This window comes from Dyadobacter chenhuakuii (assembly GCF_023821985.2).
Classification (GTDB): domain Bacteria; phylum Bacteroidota; class Bacteroidia; order Cytophagales; family Spirosomataceae; genus Dyadobacter; species Dyadobacter chenhuakuii.
In genome coordinates, this window is record NZ_CP098805.1 from 512,920 (window position 1) to 532,635 (window position 19,716).

A 19,716-nucleotide genomic window follows, 5' to 3' on the forward strand; every position below is an offset into this window, starting at 1 on the left:
GAAAAGAATTTGACAGGGAATGGGTTTTGACTCATTCCCTTTTTTTACGCCGTGTTTTTAACCGCTCTAAATTAGCATCAGCGCTGGTTGAAGTGAATTGGTTCTGATATTTTTGATTTTTGAACGATTCAAAAACACCCTTGCGCTCACTATGCAAATGATCCGTTACACTGTTCACAATGAAACAGTTCTGTACAATCTGAATGATTACATCAACCTTCTTCTGGAAGCGAAAGTATTGCACCCGGCCATGCCGCAGCTCCGAAAGAGCCCGAAGTCCGGAAAAACGCCGATGCAGATCGTTTTGGAAAAATTAGAGAAGTTCGAACCCATGTATTACATGCGCTACAACCACGATTTTTATGTGAATTGGGTGCTGTTTGAATACTTCTTCCGGCCATTAAAACCGTTGCTAATTAATGTTGCAGACTGGCGAGATGATGATAGTATTTTTAAACAAACACAGCTTTTTATCAACGAATCAACGCTTAAATCCCAAAAGAAAAGCGGTGCTCAGGCCGCTTCCTACTTCCAGAAAGTTACCTTGAAGCTGGCCGCCACCAACTGATATCTCCTTTCAACGCTTCCGAATTTAAACCTTCCTGTATACCACCAAAGCTTCGCTGAATAGTGATCTTAGGTTGGCATAACCGTACAAATGCTGTTCACTATCGGACATCGGTTGCAAAAGTTTTATGTATAACTATTTAACTTACAGTTGCTTATTGCGAGTGGCGCTAGCTGGCAGTGTTTTTTACCGGTAAAATTGGTCCTAGAAAGACTAATTCCCCTGTTTTTCTCCGCCCGGTATCAGAACCTTAAAGCAAAAAACCATGATTGTAACCTACGTAAAAATCGCCTGGCGGAACCTGTTGAAGAACAGCTTTTATTCGCTTATCAACTGCATTGGTTTGTCGGTAGGGCTTGCAGTCGGGATTTTGATTTTGCTTTGGGTGCAGGATGAGCTTACTTATGACAGTTTTAATACACAGTCGGAAAGCATTTATAAGCTTGAAAACCGCGTGGGCACCGGCGCCAGCCAGCAAATTTGGACCGGGACGGTTGCACCTATCTCTGAATTTGCCAAAAGAGAAGTTCCCGGGATCAGGGATGCCGTAAGGATGACTTATAATGGCGCGTATACATTGTTCAGATACCAGGATAAAGTTTTCAATGAAGAAAACACCTTCTTCGCTGACCCGACCTTATTCACCATATTCGATTTCCGCCTCATTCAGGGAAACCAACGCAAGCCTTTTCTTGATAACCATTCAGTAATCCTGACTGAAACCACTGCCAGACGCTATTTTGGGAATACAAATGTTGTAGGCAAATCAATAGCTTCCGACACGACCCAATTTACAGTAACGGGCGTGGTGGCGGATTTTCCCGAAAATTCAAGTATAAAGGGGGACATGATCTTTCCCATTTCGCTCAGGTTCAAAGACCGTTATTCGGCGGTCACAGATGGCAAAACGCAGGACAACGATTTTCATGAATTTGATTACACCACATACTTTTTGATTCAGCCGGGAAAAGATGTCAAAAATATAGCGAACACGCTCCGCAACATTCACTTGCGCAACAAACCCGACGATACAGACCTTACCTATCTTTTACAGGCATTGCCCAATGTTCATTTATATAAGTCCGACGGCAGCGAGCAGGGCATTGAAACGGTAAGGATGTTCCTGATCGTGGCATCACTTATTCTGATCATTGCCTGCATCAATTACGTCAATCTTTCCACGGCCCGCTCCCTGCTGCGTTCCCGCGAGGTGAGCATGCGAAAGATTATCGGCGCGGCGCGTACGCAGCTTTTTGTGCAGTTCCTGATAGAAACAATTCTGCTGTTTTCGCTATCGACATTGGTGGCCATTATGTTAATGTATGTCCTGATGCCGTTTTTCAACCAGATCTCCGGCAAAAAACTGGTGCTCGATTTCGCCAGACCGCATATCTGGCAGGTTTTAGGCGTAACCATCACAGGCACGCTGATCGCTTCCAGCATTTATCCAGCATTGCTATTATCTTCTTTCGAGCCGCTTAAATCACTGAAAGGCAATGTCTCTGCCGGGCTTAGCGAATCAATGTTCCGCAAAACGCTGGTGGTGATACAGTTTACCGTTTCCGTTGTGCTCATTGCAGGCACATTGATCATCAGCAAGCAGCTTAAATATATCCGTTCCAAGAGCTTGGGTTACGACAAAACACACGTGCTCTCGTTCTACATGCGGGACCTGCCCAGGCATTATGACGTGGTCAAAAATGAATTACTCAGCCAGCCGGGCATAACGGACGTCAGCAGGTCTAATTTCAATGTGGTCCAGATCGGCGGGCAAACGGGAAGCAGCAACTGGGATGGAAAAGAGCCGGGAGAAACCATGATGATCCGGTTTATGAGCGCGGATAAATCGTTCATTCCATTCTTTAAAATGCAGCTGAAAGAAGGCGCTAATTTTACAGACAAGCCATCCGACACCAAACATTATATCCTGAACGAAACGGCCGTAAAAACAGCACGGATCAAGGACCCCATCGGGAAACGTTTCAAGCTCTGGGACAACGAAGGGACGATTATCGGTGTGGTAAAAGACTTTCACTTTGCTTCGATGAAGCAAAAAATTGAGCCCGCCGTTTTTCTCTATGATCCGGGTAATATGAATCGTATTTATATAAAAACAACTGGTAATGATGCCCAGGAGGCGATTGCAGCCGCAGAGAAGGTTTGGGAAAAATTCAATGCAGATTCCCCGTTTCAGTACGCCTTTCTGGACGAAGCATTCAACAGTCTCTACAAATCCGAAGAGCAGACAGGCCTTTTATTCAACATTTTTGCTTCCATCGCGATTCTTATTTCCTGCCTGGGATTGTTTGGGCTGGCTACTTACACGGCACAAGTCCGCAGGAAGGAGATCGGCGTACGCAAAGTCTTAGGATCAAGTCTGGCCGGGATTGTTCAGCTTTTGGCAAAGGATTTTGTCAAGCTGGTCTTCATAGGGATCATTATTGCCACGCCTATTGCCTGGTATGCTATGGATAAATGGTTAAAGGATTTTGCTTACCGGATGGAAATGCCCTGGTGGGTCTTTGGTTTCGCTGGTCTGCTCGCATTGGTTATTGCCTTGCTTACAATCTCTTTCCAAAGCATTAAAGCCGCACTAATGGATCCCGTAAAAAGCCTGCGCAGCGAATAGGACTTTTTAAAATATTGTTTTAAAAAACAGACTATGGAATCGACATACTTATCGAGTGTAGTAAAGCAATTTGAATACTACAAAATGCTGGGTGAGAAGGCGATGATGCAGCTGCCCGACGAAGCGATTTTCTGGCGATACAATGCGGAAAGTAATAGTATTGCATTGATCGTCAATCACATTGTTGGAAATATGCTGTCGCGCTTCACTGATTTCCTGACAACTGATGGCGAAAAACCCTGGCGCAACCGGGACGCGGAATTTGAGGATATGTTTGCCAACCGCGAAGAGCTATTGACTTACTGGAACAAAGGGTGGGTTTGCTTGTTGAATGCCTTAGGCGAACTCACGGAAGCAGACCTCGAAAAAATTGTGTATATCCGCAATGACGGGCATAGCGTTGTGGAAGCCATCAACCGCCAGCTCGCACATTATCCCTATCATATCGGGCAAATTGTATTTATTGCCAAAATGGCTGCCGGTGAAAAGTGGGAAGCCCTTTCAATTCCACGGAATAAATCCAATGATTACAATGCACGCAAGTTTACTAATGAAAAGTCCGTCCGCCATTTTACAGATGATCTTTGAGTAAAATGCCTTTAACACCGCTCCGATCGCTTACCAGTTCAGGATAGAGCGCCTGGGGGCGGGCCTCCGGCGGGCCGGGAATTGTCTTTGGGAAGTGGCACGAATTCGTGATTGTCGGCCGGGGGTAAAATAATCCGGCCCTGTTTCCAATCCTCTTTTGCCTGTTCAATTCGTTCTTTCCGGCTGGAAACGAAGTTCCACCAGATGTAGCGGTCACCCAAATGTTCGCCGCCCAGCATCATTAGTGTGGTGCTTTCCTTAGCAATGATCAACGGATCCACGCCTTTTGTAAACACAATCATTTTACCGGCAGCGTAAGCAACACCATTCACTTCCACACTGCCCCTTACAATGTATACGCCCCGCTCGCTATGGCCAACCGGCAAGCCAAACCTTGCGCCCTGGTCTAAAACCACATGGAGATAAAACAATGGAGAACTCGCACTGACATTGCTTTTTAAACCATAGGCATCGCCTGCTATCAAGCGCATCCAGATCCCTTTTTCCGTAAATACCGGCAGCTGATCGGCCGTGTAATTTTTAAATGCAGGTTCCGACTCTTCGTCTTTTTCGGGAAGCGCCACCCACGTCTGGATCATTTCAAGTTCGCCTCCTGCCAGCATAGCCGGATCCTCAAAGCGCTCACTATGCGCAATGCCTTTGCCCGCAGTCATCCAGTTGACTTCACCAGGTTTGATAACCTGCTCTACACCCAGGCTATCCCTGTGCGTAACATTGCCACTGAACAGATAGCTTACCGTGGAAAGGCCAATGTGTGGATGTGGCAGGACATCCAGGTTTGTTGCAGTGGGTGTGGGCAGGTTAACCGGCCCGCCGTGATCCATAAAGATGAATGGCCCTACCATTCGCCGCAGCTGATAGGGTAGGATGCGCTTTACTTCAAAACCCGGGACAATTTCAGCTCTTCGTGAGTCAATGACGATATCTAGCATAAACGAAATTATAAAATAATGTCAAAGCGAGGGTTTCCGGACATGCAAAGTTGTGGATTCCGATGAAAATTTCACTTCACAGGCTACATATGGCACGGTATTCGTAGGGAACTACTCAAACAAACTAAACAAAAATATGGCACTTACAGAAAATGCATCTGGCGTAATTAGTGATCTGATTGAAATTAACAATGACCGCGTTGCTGGTTTTGAAAAAGCAATCGCAGATATTAATGATGAAAATATCGACCTGAAACACCTTTTTGAAGAGTATGCACAGCAGAGCCGCAAAAATGTTCAGGAATTGTCTGCTATTGCTGGTTCAGCTCCACACCTGGAAGATGATATGAGCGTAAGCGGAACATTGCACCGCGCATGGATCGATGTGAAAGCATTGTTCGGCGGAAGCGACCGCGCAAGCATTCTATCCGAAGCAGAACGTGGCGAGGATGCAATCAAAAAAGCATATCAGGACGCATTGAACGGCAGCGTTCCATTGCAATCTGCTGAAATTATCAGGAGCCAGGCTCAGGGCATTAATGCTGCCCACGATAAAATTAAAGCTTTGCGCGATGTTGCAAAAGCTTAATTAGCTGATTATTAGAAAAGCTGCTTCGAAAGAAGCAGCTTTTTTTGTGTAATGACAGGTCCGTAAATCTCAAACCTTTATCACTGATATGGCAAAGAAAAACTTAAAAGCCAGTTACCAGAAAATGCTCGAATGGAACCAGTATCGGGCAGAAGAAAATTCAGGGTCACTTAAAAAACTTCTTCGTTTGCTTTCCGAACTGGACCGTGAGTCAGAAGCTGACGAGACTTATGAAAAGGACATCGACGATTTGGAGTCACTGAAATTTATTTACGAAACCGGCATCCGAAAATTTGAAAGCCAGGTCGATAAATATAAGGCGCTTATTGCCCAACTTCCCTGAGAAACCGGGCATTTGCTGCTCATCAGGATTTCGATTTCACCAGGGAAACAACTTTCTTAAATCCTGTAAAGATCAGGAAAGCAGCGAGCCCCATCACCAGGCCAATTCCAAGTTCTTTCACCGTAGCCGGAATTCCTGGGAAAAGGTGATGGAAAAATTCAATGTTGTGCGCGAAAATTCCTCCTGAAACCAGAAGCAATGCAACCGTTCCAACGGCACCCAGGATTTTGATAATCACCGGAAGTGCCCGCACCAGCAAATTGCCCAGTGCATTAAAGAAGCCCTTACCTCCTGATTTTTTAATGAGCTTATGACCGGCGTCGTCCATGCGGACAATCAGCGCTACAATTCCGTAAACGCCAACTGTTGCTACGAGTGCAACCGTGGCAACAGTCAGGATCTGGATCGTCAGGTTTTGGTCCAACACACTGCCAAGGGCAATGATGACGATCTCCACTGATAAAATAAAGTCAGTAGTGATTGCAGATTTAACTTTCGTCTTCTCTATATCGGTTTTCGCGATTGTTTCTCCCTGTTCCGTTTCTTTGATAACGGAATGTTCTTTTTTGGGATGATGAAAAAAGTATTCAATTATCTTTTCAACACCTTCATAAGCCAGGTATAGCCCGCCCAGGATAAGGACGTAACTGATCGCCGCTGGCAGAAACACATTGAGCAGCAATGCTATGGGGACAATGATGAGCTTGTTGATCAGCGAGCCTTTTGTGATCGCCCATAAGACCGGCAATTCCCTGTCGGACAAAAAACCGGTTGCTTTTTCTGCATTTACCGCCAGGTCGTCCCCCAGGATGCCCGCTGTTTTTCTAGTTGCCACTTTCGTTGCCAGCGCAACGTCATCCATCAGAAAAGCGATATCATCTAAAATTGCAAAGAAACCGGACGCCATATTGATATTTAAATTACAAGATTCATTCAAGACCGGACTTCACCGTCAGGATTTGTCAGAACACCTTTCCGGTGCTAATAACAGGCTAATGTAATTTAAAATATTATACCATCATGCCAGCAGGATGCATTCCAACGTCCTCGGGCCGACTATTTTTCGTCTGCCGGAATATGTTTCCAGCGGTCATGTGACCAGAGCCAATGTGCAGGTGCGCGGATGATGTTCTTTTCCAGTAAGTTATAATAGCTGGCCGTAATGTTCAGGGGAAGGCTTTGTGAAGAATGATCGGAAACAAGGTGGAAAGTGTAATCGTAATGAAAACGCGCCTTCTTAATGCATTCCAGATATACCACAACCGCATCGGATACGACGGCCAGCCGCTCGGCGCCGATCTGGGCAGAAGTTTTCTGGCCCAGAAAACTAACGAAGTGCTTCCCGCTGGCAGGCGCCGGCCGCTGGTCTGCGATCACAACAACCAGCGATGGCCGTTTGAGTTGTTTCAACGCCGACAATGCACCGCGGTAAAAATATTGTTTGGCAATCAGATTGACTCCAAAAAAAGAGCGCATTTTAAGCAGCTTGGCATTGAGCCAGTGATTAGATACGGGTGTGAAAGCAGTAAAAACTTTAAATTTTACGACCTTAGGCAGATTGATCAGATATTCCCAGTTACCATAATGTGAAGCTAGTAGAACAACATTCCTGTTATCGCTGTAAAAATTTTCCAACAGCTCCGGATTTGTGTAGTTAGCGAGCTCTTTTCGCCTTTTTGCACCTATAATCATATGCAGAAACGGTTCGACGACAAGGTCGCTCAGATGCCGGTAATAATGCTTAATAAAGACTTTTATCTGCTGCTCTCCACGCACGGGGAAAGAGCTGGACAGGTTTTTCCGGATTACGTCATACCTGTATTTAAGTACATGGAAAACAATAAAGTAAACCATAGCTGATAATGCTCCCGCTATGGTGAGCAGCAAGTTAAAGAAGGCAGAAGTAAGCCATTTTTTTATAGGCTTAATGAATTCCATATGTTGTAAAGGGATTGACTTTTTGCATTGTATTGCTCTAAGAACATTATTCGGGACAGCTATGTTTCCTTTTTTTACTAAAGATAAAATGCGATGTCCCGAAAAACGCATTTCTTGCATCAGAATACGACTTGCTGAACATGGACTACCCTTCTGAAAAACCATTCGAAAATAACGATCATCTGATCCTGGAAAGAGAGCGGAAAGTGCTGCAAGAAATTCAGAAAAGCGAAAGAGAAAAGTCGTTTTTACTGGATTTTAGTAATGATATGACTGCCGTCCGCACGAAAGACGAGCTTGCAGCGGTGATCAAAACAGCATTGCGAAAGCTGGACCCGCATGGTGGTTATGTGATCCGGTGCATGAATCCGGACGGGAAAACGATGACTGCTTACCTGCACGATCCCGGATCATCAACATTTGATCCGGCTTTAATGGATAGCGTGCTGGCGGAAAAGCACCCCATCGAGGATGGTCTGCAGAACCGCATATTGGACAGCAACATTCCTTTGTTGTTCAATGTCGAGCGGGAGCTGGCCCGGGGCAACAGATTATCATATCTCGAGCTTTGGAAAAATATGAATTTCAAAACGATGGTTGGCATTGCGCTGCGCAACCATAACAGCAACATTGGATTGCTTTGGCTAAGCATTGATGAGATCAATATTCCGATTCTGCAAGGGATATGCGCGCAGATTTCCACAGCCATTTCCAATATTGTAGCCAACGAACAAATACTGCATTATAAGCGGCAGTTAGAAGAAGAGAATGATTATCTCAAAGAGCAGCTTACCAGCAGTTTTGCTGAAATCGTAGGCAGCGGCAAGGCCATGCAGGAAGTGTACCGATTAATCTCTCTGGTATCGAGCAGCAATTCCACTGTGCTGCTTTTAGGAGAAACTGGCACAGGCAAAGAGTTGATAGCCAGGGCTATACACAACGCGTCGCCGCGGAGTAAGAAGTTGATGATCAAGGTTAATTGCGCCGCAATGCCTGCCAGTCTGATTGAAAGTGAGCTGTTCGGGCATGAACGCGGCGCTTTTACAGGTGCTGTGGAACGACGGATCGGGAAGTTCGAGCTGGCCGATCACAGCACGCTTTTTCTGGACGAAATTGGTGAAATGCCGCTCGAAGCACAGGTGAAATTACTGCGGGTTTTGCAGGAAAAAGAAATGGAGCGGGTAGGGGGCAAAAGCACCATCAAGCTCAATGTACGCGTCATTGCCGCAACCAATCGGGATCTGGAAGCAGAAGTGAAGGCAGGTCGTTTCCGTTCCGACTTATATTACCGCCTCAATGTATTTCCCATCAATCTGCCGCCCTTGCGCGACCGGGCAGAAGACATTGAGAACCTGACCGGCTTTTTTCTATCCAAATACAGTAAAAACGCAGGCAAAAAGAGCATGCGTATTTCGGCGAATGCATTGCGGCAATTACAAAGCTACGTTTGGCCTGGAAATGTACGCGAACTCGAACACCTTATCGAACGCAGTGTGCTGCTTGCTACGGGTAATGTGATCAGCGAAGTGTTTTTGTCACCAAGATCCAACGATAACACCGAGTTGGCCGGAATGCTTCCCGGCCGTTCGTTGGAGGAAATGGAACGGGCTTACATTATCCAGGTCCTCAAACGCTGCAAAGGAAAAATCTCAGGACCGGGAGGCGCCGCAGAAATATTGAATATCCCTGGAAACACACTGCATTCCAAGATGAAGAAACTGGATATTTCCAAAGCCGAATACTACGGAGAATGAGTGCTGCCCGATTTGTCGGTGTTGTTCGTAACACTTTATTTAGTGAATTACATCGTGTTTTCACTGTATTTAGTGAAAATGAAATGTCATTATTTTTTGTAAATAATTGAAATTCAACAGATTGGCTCTTTGGCATTATATATGATAATTACATAGTGTTTGCAAGACTTTAAACACTAAAATTTCAAGTTATGAAAATTGTAATTATCGGCGGAACAGGGTTAATCGGTTCAAATGTTGCCAAAAAACTTCGCCAGCTGGGTCACACAGTTATAGCTGGATCTCCTTCAACCGGCATTAATGCATTAACGGGCGAGGGCCTTTCCGATGCGCTCGAAAATACAGATGTCGTTATAGACTTGTCCAATTCAACTTCTTTCGAAGAAGGCCCTGCGATACAGTTCTTTGAAACCGTGGGTCGCAATATTCTTGCCGCAGAAACCAGTGCAGGTGTAAAACATCACTTGATACTTTCTATTGTAGGCACGCACGTAATGGGCAGCATGGGTTATATGCGGGCGAAGAAAATCCAGGAGGACCTGGTTCAAAAGTCGGGTGTTCCTTATACCATCATCCGAAGCACGCAGTTCCAGGAATTTGTTCCTACCATTACAGCCGGCTCTGCTTCCGGTGACGCTGTGCACATTTCAACCGTTGATTTTCAGCCCATTGCTGCTGAGGATGTTGCTGCATTTGTTACGCAATTCGCCGTGTCGGAGCCAGCCAATGCCATTGTTGAAATCGCTGGTCCAGACAGGGCTTTTATGAGCGATTTTGTTGCAAAATATTTGGATAAATCCGGAGATGAGAAAACCGTGGTGGCAAATGATCGGAATGAATATTTCGGAGTTGTGATTCCTAAGTCTGCATTGGTTCCAGAAGGAACGGCAAATTTGGGCAAAATCCGTTTCAGCGATTTTCTGGATTCGCTGGCGGTTAAAGCTTAGGGTTAAGCGTAACGGGAGTTATTTTGGTTAGCATTAAAAAAGGGCCGCCAGTTTCAAAACCGGCGGCCCTTCTAATGTTCGACAATTAAGCCGGGATTTTTCTTGGCTTTTCACGTTCCCAGAACCTGTGCTGGGAGATTGCCAGAATAAATTTATCCGCTAGCTGATCAACGTCATCCAAAACAACCAACCCTTCTTTCAGGATGGTTGCATCATCATAATCAGCCGGAAGCTTTTTGCTGAAATAAGTCGCTTCCAAAACCTGGATCGCGGAAAGATCGGAAGCAATAGGCTTACAATGTTTAAACGCCTCATTCAGGAAATGGACTGCGTCTGCTTCTGCCTCGATGCTGGCGACCGAGTTCGTTCCTCCGGGCACATATACCGCATCGTAAAGGACAGATGCTGCCGTCAGAAATGTATGGTCGACTGGAAGCTTGGTATCACTTTCGGTCATAATATAATTGTGACGGGTCGAAATGATTTCCACAACTGCCCCAGCAGACACGAGTGCATCTCTTACGGTCGTTATTGACTTCTCGTCCACACCATCAGCAGCAAGAAACGCTATTTTACGCGTCTGAATGCTGTCTTTCGGCGTATTTACCATGCTCAGCGCATCTGAAATGGTAACCACTGATTCCTGCATTACTGAATCGTAATCAGCCGGATCGCCATCTGCTGGTATGCTGTGGTTAATCGGAAGTTCCGGATCCTGAGGCACATGTACACGAAGGGCGAATGCAACCTCTGCAGCAAGACCTTTATCTATCAGCGAAAGAATGCCTACCATCCGCTGACGGATCTCAACAGTCTTCACTTTCCCCAGTTCGAAGCTAAGCGCGTCCACAATGTGGTTTTTTTCCGGATCAGACTGGCTGTCAAAAAACAGCTTGGCCTGGCTGAAATGGTCGAAGAAGCTTTTGCTTCTTGCCCGTATTTTTTTCGCATCAATCCTTTCGGGATAAGAAGTAAAACCACCTTCCGACGCCTTGGCCTGAGCAGGGAAACCGCCGCCTAATGTGTTCGGATTGTAGCTGGATTTACCTCTGTTAATCGTCTGGCGCATATGCCCGTCGCGCTGGTTGTTGTCAACCCGAACGATCGGCCGGTTAATGGGGATCTCCTGGAAATTAGGTCCACCCAGGCGCAACAGCTGCGTATCGGTATATGAGAATAACCTGCCCTGCAAAAGCGGGTCGTTGGTGAAATCGATTCCCGGTACAATGTGTCCCAAATGGTATGCAACCTGCTCTGTTTCGGCAAAGAAGTTGTCGGGATTGCGGTTAAGGGTCATTTTACCAATGCGCTGCACCGGAACGAGTTCTTCTGGAATGATCTTCGTTGGGTCCAGCAAGTCGAAATCAAATTTGAATTCATCTTCTTCCGGAACAATCTGCACGCCAAGTTCCCACTCAGGGAAATTACCCGATTCGATGGCATCCCATAAATCTCTTCTGTGGAAATCAGGATCTTTCCCTGAGATCTTCTGCGCTTCGTCCCATGCAACGGAATGCACACCCAACAGCGGCTTCCAGTGGAATTTTACAAAATGTGAAACGCCTTCTTCATTGATAAAACGGAAAGTATGGACGCCAAAGCCTTCCATCATCCGGTAACTGCGCGGTATAGCACGGTCGCTCATGAGCCACATAATCATGTGTGCAGACTCCGGCATCAGGGAGATGAAATCCCAGAATGTATCATGAGCTGACGCCGCCTGCGGCATTTCATTGTCCGGCTCAGGCTTCACAGCATGAACCAGATCCGGGAATTTGATGGCATCCTGGATAAAAAACACGGGCATATTATTGCCTACAAGGTCAAAATTGCCTTCCTGAGTATAAAACTTTACAGCAAATCCCCGGACATCACGGGCAAGATCCGTAGAACCTTTAGAACCGGCAACTGTCGAAAACCGTACAAATACAGGCGTCTCGATCGATGTATCATTCAGGAATCCGGCCTTGGTGACGGCCGACATTGGCTCGTAAACTTTAAATACGCCATGCGCTCCGGACCCACGTGCGTGAACAACCCTTTCAGGAATACGTTCGTGGTCAAAATGGGTGATCTTTTCGCGAAGGATAAAGTCTTCCAGTAACGTTGCGCCACGGTCTCCCGCTTTCAGGGAATTCTGGTCATCGTTGACCCGAAGTCCGGTGTTGGTGGTCATAAACTCACCGGTACTATCGGTTGTATGGGGCGCCAGGTTTGCCGTTTTTTCGTTTTCCTGGTTGGCGTTAGAGCCCTCTGATTCTTTATTATCTATCATAATATTCGTTGAAGGTTTTAATTAAGCTTCCTCAGACGCTTTGTAATTGACATCATTTTCAGCAACCTCGGTCAAAAGTTGATCGGCCAGTTTCTCTTCTTCCAATGTTTTGGCAAGAATTTCGGCCACATCTGTCAGGTTCAAAGTGCTTGCCAGCTGCACCAGGCCGCCATAGGTAGCAATTTCATAATGTTCCACTTTCTGAGAAGCCAGGATAATCCCTACGTCGCGCGTAGCGGTTCCTTCATCCGTGCTTTCGATAATTCCTTCGCCTTCTTTCGAAAGGCCTTCCATAGCATCACATTTTTTGGCAATTGCATCCACACCCAGTAAGTCGAAAATCACGACCAACCGGCTTACATGCTCAACAGTTTGTTCAAGATGCTGCTCAATTGTAGAAGCCAGTTTTGGCGATGTGGCAGACTTGATCATTTTTGGTAGTGTCTTAACTAAATGATTTTCAGCCCAGTAAATATCGCGAAGACTGTCCAGAAACAGCTCCATCAACGCCGGCTCAGCGCCTGCGGAAGTTTTTGTTTTAAATTTTGGCTCAGAGCCCGTGCTAGCGTCCATATGTTATTGTCGTTAGTTGAGCCACTCTTATAGCAAAACCCGTACCCGTTCGGGGATTGCTCTGAGAATAGTTGTTTTTTATTTAGTATGACATTCTAAGCAAAGTAATTTGAAGTTTTGAACAAAATGAACGCGCACCGGAACGGGTAATTTTGTCCTATCACAATTAAATAAAAATGACATGGGACAAAACAATGATCAGGGAGCTTTACAACAGCCAATTGGCTCGGGCTTTCATGCAACATCAACTGCGAACGACGTAATCAAAGGAATCGACCTGACGGGAAAAATCGCAATCGTAACTGGCGGCAACACGGGTATAGGCCTGGAAACCACCCGGGTTCTGGCCACAGCCGGCGCAACGGTGATCGTTCCGGCCAGGGACATAGAGAAGGCCCGGAAAAATCTCGCAGGCATTCCGAATGTAGAGTTGGGGAAAATCGATTTTATGGATCCAGCTTCGATTGATGCATTTGCCGAAAGTTTTATGGCAACAAACAGGCCGCTCCATATATTGATCAACAATGCGGGCATTATGTGGGTGCCTTTACGCCGGGATGTCCGGGGAATAGAATCACAGCTGGCAACCAACTATTTAGGTCAATACCAACTCACCGCGCGGTTATGGCCAGCCCTCAGAAAGGCCAACGGCGCACGGGTCGTTAACGTGTCATCGCTCGGGCATCAGATGGCACAGTTCGATTTTGAAGATCCTAATTTTGTTCATCGCGAATATCAGACCCTGCAGGCTTACGGGCAATCGAAAACGGCCAGCAACTTATTTACGCTGGCGCTCAATAGCCTGGGTGAGCAGTTTAATGTGTGTGCATACTCGTTACATCCCGGCTCCATACACGGCACGGAGCTGGGCAGGGAAGCCTCTCTGGAATTATTTCAGCAAATGGGTTTTATGGATTCAGCAGGTAATTTGTTGCCCGAAGTTTTAGCAGCATTGAAAACGATCCCGCAAGGTGCAGCAACCACCGTTTGGTGCGCTACCAGTCCGATGCTCGAAAACATGGGCGGCGTGTATTGCGAAGATGCAGACATAGCCCGGCTCAGCCCGAAAGGAGATACAGGGCAAAGTGGTGTCCAGGCCTATTCGTTGGATATGGAAAGTGCCAGGAAATTGTGGGTATGGAGCGAACAGGTAACCGGCATCCCATTCGGCGCGGGCGCTTCACTTGTGCAATCGTAAAGCTTGTCAGGGCGGGGAGCGGAAGCAACCCGCAACTATTATTTTTAGTTGATTATTATTACATTCAAAATCTCACTCATGCCGCCCAGGCATCAGAGGCCCGCTTATATGGATCACATTTCAAAATACCTGACCAGGGAGATCAAGCTTTCCAGCTATGACGACAAGCTTTTTAAATCGGACCTTATGTTCGATGATCATATGCTGATTTGGTTTATTTCAGGTGAAACCAAAATCATACAGGCAGACACAACCTACTACTTTAAAACAGGGGACATTTTTCTGATTCCCAGAAATGAGCTGGCGACCATTGTAAATTATCCCAAAAACGGACAACCGCACAAAACAGTGGTTATGCATTTGTCCAAAGAGCGGCTCAAACGATTTTACGAAAAGATTGAGATTAATAAAACGAGCGGCCCGCGGCGGAAGATTTTCAGCTTTACCAATCACCCGTTTCTGGAAAGTTGCCTGGCTTCCTTGGTCCCTTACTTCGATGTTACCGGCCAGTTTCCCGAAAGTATTGCCACCTTGAAAATTACCGAAGCCATTACCATTTTGAGGGAAATCGACAAAACGGTCGACAGCGTGCTCGCAAACTTCGATGATCCAGGAAAAATCGACCTGATTGATTTTATGCAGCGCAATTTTATGTTCAATATGCCGATGGAAAAATGGGGTTATCTGACGGGCCGCAGTTTGTCGACATTCAACCGGGATTTCAGAAAGTTATTTCAGGTAACTCCGCAAAAGTGGCTGACGGATAAAAGGCTCGAACTGGCACATTATCAATTGGCAGAAAAAAAGAAAAAACCCACAGAAGTGTATCTGGAAGTTGGTTTTGAAGATCTATCTCATTTTTCTTTTGCATTCAAAAAGAAATACGGAATTGCACCTACGCAGTTGCTGCATGTGACACATACCCCTGCCTCTTCTTATCGTCCCGACATTGTTACTTCATGATGCCTCCGCTTTTTTGTCTTGTATTCCGTCGGCAGCATGTTGAACTTGGCTTTGAAGGATTTTGCAAAATAATTCGGCGCGGTAAAACCCGTCATGTAGGAGATCTGTGAAATGCTTAAATCACTGTTTTCCAATAGTAATGCTGCCTTTTCAAGTTTGATTGAGCGGATGAACTCGATGGGCGTTTGTCCGCTCATTTCCAGGACCTTGCTGTATAATGTTCCCCGGCTCATGCCGACGTGCTTGCTGAGATTTTCCACGCTAAGCTGGGCAGTGTGCAGGTTGTCCTCAATGTAAGACAGCATGTCTTTCAGCAGTTTTTCCTGGCTGGATTCCATCTGCGGTGCTTCACCCGACACTTGGATGTGCCGCGAGTAAACACCTTTGAGAAGCCTGTTAAGCAGGATCAGATTGTTGATCTTGGCATTTAATATTTCAAAATTAAAGGGTTTGGTCAGATAATCGTTCGCTCCGGAATTGAGGCCTTCCAGCTGCTGCTGCTCACCTGTGGATGCCGTCAGAAGAATGATAGGGATGTGTTTGGTGCGCTTGTCGGACTTGATTTTCTGGCTCAAAGCAATGCCGTCCATTTCGGGCATGGCCACGTCGCTTACAATCAGTTCGGGATGGTGGCTGAGCGTTTTTTGCCAGCCTTCTTTGCCGTTGCTCGCTTCTATAACATGATAGAAGGGCATCAGGCTTTCTTTCAGATAATGTCTGAATTCGTCGTTGTCCTCAATGATCAGCACATTGGACGGATCTTCCAGATTGGCCTTTTCCGATTTAGCGAAGCCACTTTCCGTTTCATTCAGTGTTTTAGGCGTTGAGGCAGGCTGTTCGGTCACAGGAATAAGTTGTTCTGCAATCGGCAGTTCCACTGTAAACGTGCTGCCCGCGCCCGGCTGACTTACAACATTTATTTTTCCCTGGTGCAACTGCACAAACTCGCGCACAATGGACAAGCCGATGCCGCTGCCCTGGTTCAGAACCGTCAGGTCCGTATCGCTCTGGAAAAAGCGGTCAAAGATCTTTTCGTGCTGATCTTCTGCAATGCCTATTCCGTTATCCGAAATGTTGATTTGAAGCCAGTGCTTTCCTTCAACATCCGTTTGCTGCTGAACATTTAAAGCCACTTCGCCGCCTTTTGGAGTGAATTTAAATGCATTGGAAAGCAGGTTAAACAAAACCCGTTCGAGCTTGTCCGCATCGAAATCCATCGTAAGCTGATCCGGCGCACTATCAATTTTGAACTGAATCCCCTTACGGATGGAAAGATCACTAAACTGGTCGCAGGTGTCTTTGATAAACAGAATAATGTCACGGCGTTTCAGGTCGAGCTTTACTTCCTGTTCCTGCATATTTTTAAAATCCAGCAACTGGTCCACAAGGTTCAGCAGCCTTTTCGCGTTGCGCTTAATGGCATTAACCGGCGGATGCAGCTCGGTGGATCTGGTCTTGACGAGCAGGTTGTCAACAGGGGCAAGGATAAGCGAGATCGGCGTCCTGAACTCGTGGCTCAGATTGGTCAGAAACTTGATTTTCATCCGGTCCAGTTCCTGCGCACGTTCCACTTCCGCACGCTGCTGCTGCTCTTTAAATTGCCGTTGCAGCTTTTGAATGCCGCGCCGCCGCATATAGTATACAATCGCGAATGGCGCAAGAATGTAAAAAATGTAAGCGTAAATGGTCAGGTAAAAAGGTGGTTTCACGATCACCGCCACCGACTTGGTCTGCGGACCCCAGTTAATGCCGTCACCGCTGGCCTGCACTTCAAAAACGTATTTGCCCGGGCTCAGATTTGTATAACTGGCAAAGTTGGTAAGCCCTGTTTCGTTCCATTCCGACTGCATGCCCACCAGCCGGTGCCGGTAATGCATTTGTTTTGGATTGGTATAATCGAGGGCGGCAAAACCGATTGAAAAATTCTGTTTGTAATCCAGGCTAATGGTCCTGGCAACGGTAATATCAGCATCAATAAAGTTCGAATCGGCGGGTGTAATGCTGCGATTACCAATTTTCAGGTCTTTTAAAATGATCGGCGGAATCCGTTTGCTGTCAGGCAAACTCCGTGTATCGATGTAGTTAAACCCAGCAATGCCACCGAAAAAAAGCGTGTTATCAGCCGCGCGGATGCCCGAGCCAAGCACGAATGTCCGGTCCTGAATGCCGTTATAGGAAGTGTAGTTGATGAATTTTTTATTTTTCAAATCAAGATAGCTGATTCCCTGGTTGGTACTGACCCAAATCCGCCCCTGCGCATCTTCCAGCACTTTGTTGACAATGTTGCTGGCGAGCCCTTCCTTTGACCCATAAGTTGAAAACTTTCTGGTACGCGGGTTGTATAACGCCAGCCCTTCACCCGATGTGCCCGCCCAGATGTTCCCTCTGCTGTCTTCCAGAAGAGAAAAAACAATGTTGCTGGGCAGTTCGCTGCTTTGCTTGTCCAGCAACAGCGTTTTCTTCGTCACCGGATCATACACAGCAATGCCGGTGCCGTGCGACGCCACCCAGAGTTTGCCTTTACTGTCCAGCATGAGATCACGGATATAGCCGTTCAAGGGAATGCTGCGCTGCAAAACGGGAACCCCCGCATCGTGAAATCTGGTAAACCGTTTCGTTGCAGGATCAAACAAATGCACACCGCCACCATTCGTGCCCACCCACAATTGGCCAGACTTATCTTTTTCCAGGCAGAAAATCTCGTTGTTACTCAGGGTGGATGAATCTTTTCCCCTCATATATTGGGTATAAGCGCCCGTTTTAGGGTTAAACTGAAAAAGCCCGTCCTGAAAGGTCCCGATCCAAAGCTCGTTGTCCGCAACCAGTTCCAGCGTAAGGATAGCAAGCCCGGACGCTGCATTCTTGTTCTTTGGATTAATTGGAAATTTCCGGAACAAATTCGTTTGCCGGTTATAAACATTTAACCCGCCGCCGTCGGTGCCTACAAAGAGCTCGCCCGATCCGGTTTCCGCGAAGGATGTCACAAATGGCGCGCTCAATCCGTATGGGTCATTCACATCTGACCGCTTCAAGCCAAAGATCGCCAGGTTTTTATCGTATTTATTTACCCCGCCCTTATAAGTGCCAAGCCAGCAAATGCCCTCATTATCTATGAGTATACTCCGCACCGATTTGTTGCTTAAACTAAACTGCGTCCTTGCATCCGGGCCATAGCGCGTAATGTTGCCGCTTCGGGTATCCAGCATATTCAAGCCGGCATCCGTGCATATCCATAGTTGATAGGCGTTTTCCCAGGTAACAGCAAACACCATATTGGTGCTCAGGGAATTCTTGTTGTTAGGGTCATATTTAAAATGCTTGATAATCTGCCCATTCGCATTGAGTTTGAACACTCCGCTGAATGTGGCGGCCCAAATGTTCCCCTCGCGGTCTTCAACAATAGACTTCACCGTGCGCGCACCGGCTTCGTCGGGCAGTGATTGCAGGTAATTGATATATTCCTCGCTTTTATCAGCCGGATCCATTTTGAACAATCCATTCCTGGATCCGATCCAAACCCTTTTTTTGCTGTCTATCGCAATGCCGAGGATCATTCCTTTGGAAATTTGGTCAGGCATGTTGGGCCTGGATGCGAATGTGCTGATCTGATGGCTTTCCGGGTCCACATTGATCAGCCCTGCTGTGGTGCCGACCCAAAGTTTTCCCGTGGCATCGCTGGTGATGCTCGTTACGCTATGGGGGGACGGAATGATCTCGAATGAATCTTTTCTTCTGTTATAAAGGTGCAATCCGCCTTCGATCGTGCCAACCCAGATCCGGCCTTTGCGGTCCTGATGCAGGCAGGAAATATCATTGGATCTTAGTGAGGTTGAATCCTTCTTATCATGCCGGTAAACGATGACATCCGTGCCGTCGAACCTGCTCAAACCATCGTCCGTTCCGAACCACATCAGTCCATACTGATCTTTCAGAATGGCCGTCACAGTATTTGATGATAACCCGTCCGTTGATGTCAGCGACGTAAACTTGGGCTCAGCAGGCTGCGCCCATGCTGTAAATGTCGCTGCACAGCATGCGATTATCAGGCAGATAAAACGGAATGTGAGAAGAATCTCTGAACGCATTGATATGATAGGGTTAAAAACAGAGCCCGAGTCGAAAGTTATCCCAAAAATGCAAGTTTGTCCCAGAATCGGGCATTTTTTTAGCCCTTTTGAACAATTGTATCCTTAATATGAACAAATGTGCTCACAGCAGGCTGCCTTGCTGCGCTACTTTTGTCGACAATAAATCAAATAATATCTGGAAAAAGTGATGCACTGAAAATGACGACAAAGCCAAAGTTACACCCAAATTAAATATTGTCAAATTGACACTTCCATAACAACACCAAGACGACCACATGATTCAATCTAATTTAAACATCAAATCATACAC

General features: G+C 46.5%; 15 protein-coding genes. 9 read left to right on the forward strand and 6 right to left on the reverse strand.

The features are described from left to right. Positions 1-151 precede the first annotated feature (151 nt). The 3 genes from NFI80_RS02195 to NFI80_RS02205 all read left to right on the forward strand — a co-directional run bounded on the left by NFI80_RS02195 (position 152) and on the right by NFI80_RS02205 (position 3,785). Entirely contained in the window at positions 152-568 is a 417-nt protein-coding gene (locus NFI80_RS02195) for a hypothetical protein (protein WP_252172093.1), read from the forward strand. Positions 569-833: 265 nt separating this feature from the next. Next, positions 834-3,197: an ABC transporter permease gene (locus NFI80_RS02200; protein ID WP_235165074.1), complete on the forward strand. Its 2,364-nt coding sequence runs from the start codon at positions 834-836 to the stop codon at positions 3,195-3,197. Positions 3,198-3,230: 33 nt separating this feature from the next. Then, on the forward strand, positions 3,231-3,785 hold the full coding sequence (locus tag NFI80_RS02205; protein ID WP_235165073.1) for a DUF1572 family protein: 555 nt from the start codon (positions 3,231-3,233) through the stop codon (positions 3,783-3,785). Between the two features lie 38 nt (positions 3,786-3,823). On the opposite strand, the gene NFI80_RS02210 is transcribed toward NFI80_RS02205, so the two are convergent. Then, positions 3,824-4,738: a pirin family protein gene (locus NFI80_RS02210; RefSeq protein WP_235165072.1), complete on the reverse strand. Its 915-nt coding sequence runs from the start codon at positions 4,736-4,738 to the stop codon at positions 3,824-3,826. A 136-nt stretch (positions 4,739-4,874) separates the two neighbouring features. Between NFI80_RS02210 and NFI80_RS02215 the strand changes: the two genes are divergently transcribed. Both NFI80_RS02215 and NFI80_RS02220 read left to right on the forward strand, forming a co-directional pair. Then, complete coding sequence (locus tag NFI80_RS02215; RefSeq protein ID WP_235165071.1) at positions 4,875-5,327, forward strand: ferritin-like domain-containing protein; 453 nt, start codon at positions 4,875-4,877, stop codon at positions 5,325-5,327. An 88-nt stretch (positions 5,328-5,415) separates the two neighbouring features. After that, positions 5,416-5,670, forward strand: a complete 255-nt coding sequence (locus NFI80_RS02220) for a hypothetical protein (protein WP_235165070.1) — start codon at positions 5,416-5,418, stop codon at positions 5,668-5,670. A 22-nt stretch (positions 5,671-5,692) separates the two neighbouring features. On the opposite strand, the gene NFI80_RS02225 is transcribed toward NFI80_RS02220, so the two are convergent. Together NFI80_RS02225 and NFI80_RS02230 are read right to left on the reverse strand one after the other, a co-directional pair. Beyond that, positions 5,693-6,577, reverse strand: a complete 885-nt coding sequence (locus NFI80_RS02225; RefSeq protein WP_233796444.1) for a DUF808 domain-containing protein — start codon at positions 6,575-6,577, stop codon at positions 5,693-5,695. A gap of 149 nt (positions 6,578-6,726) precedes the next feature. After that, on the reverse strand, positions 6,727-7,608 hold the full coding sequence (locus NFI80_RS02230; RefSeq protein WP_235159963.1) for a lysophospholipid acyltransferase family protein: 882 nt from the start codon (positions 7,606-7,608) through the stop codon (positions 6,727-6,729). A 140-nt stretch (positions 7,609-7,748) separates the two neighbouring features. Between NFI80_RS02230 and NFI80_RS02235 the strand changes: the two genes are divergently transcribed. Both NFI80_RS02235 and NFI80_RS02240 read left to right on the forward strand, forming a co-directional pair. Next, positions 7,749-9,362, forward strand: a complete 1,614-nt coding sequence (locus NFI80_RS02235) for a sigma 54-interacting transcriptional regulator (RefSeq protein WP_235165069.1) — start codon at positions 7,749-7,751, stop codon at positions 9,360-9,362. A 191-nt stretch (positions 9,363-9,553) separates the two neighbouring features. Continuing rightward, positions 9,554-10,309 (forward strand): SDR family oxidoreductase, encoded by a 756-nt coding sequence (locus NFI80_RS02240; RefSeq protein ID WP_235165068.1) that lies wholly within the window; start codon positions 9,554-9,556, stop codon positions 10,307-10,309. Between the two features lie 85 nt (positions 10,310-10,394). Here NFI80_RS02240 and NFI80_RS02245 read toward each other — a convergent pair whose 3' ends face one another. Further along, positions 10,395-12,584, reverse strand: coding sequence for a catalase (locus tag NFI80_RS02245; protein WP_235165067.1), 2,190 nt, complete (start codon positions 12,582-12,584; stop codon positions 10,395-10,397). Positions 12,585-12,605: 21 nt separating this feature from the next. Then, positions 12,606-13,157: a YciE/YciF ferroxidase family protein gene (locus tag NFI80_RS02250; RefSeq protein WP_026629808.1), complete on the reverse strand. Its 552-nt coding sequence runs from the start codon at positions 13,155-13,157 to the stop codon at positions 12,606-12,608. Between the two features lie 181 nt (positions 13,158-13,338). Here NFI80_RS02250 and NFI80_RS02255 point away from each other — a divergent pair, with 181 nt between their 5' ends. Together NFI80_RS02255 and NFI80_RS02260 are read left to right on the forward strand one after the other, a co-directional pair. After that, positions 13,339-14,355, forward strand: a complete 1,017-nt coding sequence (locus NFI80_RS02255) for an SDR family NAD(P)-dependent oxidoreductase (protein ID WP_235165066.1) — start codon at positions 13,339-13,341, stop codon at positions 14,353-14,355. 108 nt (positions 14,356-14,463) lie between these two features. After that, the gene (locus NFI80_RS02260; RefSeq protein ID WP_235165065.1) at positions 14,464-15,318 is read left to right on the forward strand and encodes a helix-turn-helix domain-containing protein; all 855 of its coding nucleotides are present in this window, start codon (positions 14,464-14,466) and stop codon (positions 15,316-15,318) included. On the opposite strand, the gene NFI80_RS02265 is transcribed toward NFI80_RS02260, so the two are convergent. Further along, complete coding sequence (locus NFI80_RS02265; protein WP_235165064.1) at positions 15,291-19,403, reverse strand: hybrid sensor histidine kinase/response regulator transcription factor; 4,113 nt, start codon at positions 19,401-19,403, stop codon at positions 15,291-15,293. The genes NFI80_RS02260 and NFI80_RS02265 overlap by 28 nt on opposite strands. Positions 19,404-19,716 lie beyond the last annotated feature (313 nt).

Coding starts and splice junctions, on each gene's coding strand:
- NFI80_RS02195 (WP_252172093.1), top strand. CDS start 152: ATGCAAATGATCCGTTACACTGTTCACAATGAAACAGTTCTGTACAAT.
- NFI80_RS02200 (WP_235165074.1), top strand. CDS start 834: ATGATTGTAACCTACGTAAAAATCGCCTGGCGGAACCTGTTGAAGAAC.
- NFI80_RS02205 (WP_235165073.1), top strand. CDS start 3,231: ATGGAATCGACATACTTATCGAGTGTAGTAAAGCAATTTGAATACTAC.
- NFI80_RS02210 (WP_235165072.1), bottom strand. CDS start 4,738: ATGCTAGATATCGTCATTGACTCACGAAGAGCTGAAATTGTCCCGGGT.
- NFI80_RS02215 (WP_235165071.1), top strand. CDS start 4,875: ATGGCACTTACAGAAAATGCATCTGGCGTAATTAGTGATCTGATTGAA.
- NFI80_RS02220 (WP_235165070.1), top strand. CDS start 5,416: ATGGCAAAGAAAAACTTAAAAGCCAGTTACCAGAAAATGCTCGAATGG.
- NFI80_RS02225 (WP_233796444.1), bottom strand. CDS start 6,577: ATGGCGTCCGGTTTCTTTGCAATTTTAGATGATATCGCTTTTCTGATG.
- NFI80_RS02230 (WP_235159963.1), bottom strand. CDS start 7,608: ATGGAATTCATTAAGCCTATAAAAAAATGGCTTACTTCTGCCTTCTTT.
- NFI80_RS02235 (WP_235165069.1), top strand. CDS start 7,749: ATGGACTACCCTTCTGAAAAACCATTCGAAAATAACGATCATCTGATC.
- NFI80_RS02240 (WP_235165068.1), top strand. CDS start 9,554: ATGAAAATTGTAATTATCGGCGGAACAGGGTTAATCGGTTCAAATGTT.
- NFI80_RS02245 (WP_235165067.1), bottom strand. CDS start 12,584: ATGATAGATAATAAAGAATCAGAGGGCTCTAACGCCAACCAGGAAAAC.
- NFI80_RS02250 (WP_026629808.1), bottom strand. CDS start 13,157: ATGGACGCTAGCACGGGCTCTGAGCCAAAATTTAAAACAAAAACTTCC.
- NFI80_RS02255 (WP_235165066.1), top strand. CDS start 13,339: ATGGGACAAAACAATGATCAGGGAGCTTTACAACAGCCAATTGGCTCG.
- NFI80_RS02260 (WP_235165065.1), top strand. CDS start 14,464: ATGGATCACATTTCAAAATACCTGACCAGGGAGATCAAGCTTTCCAGC.
- NFI80_RS02265 (WP_235165064.1), bottom strand. CDS start 19,403: ATGCGTTCAGAGATTCTTCTCACATTCCGTTTTATCTGCCTGATAATC.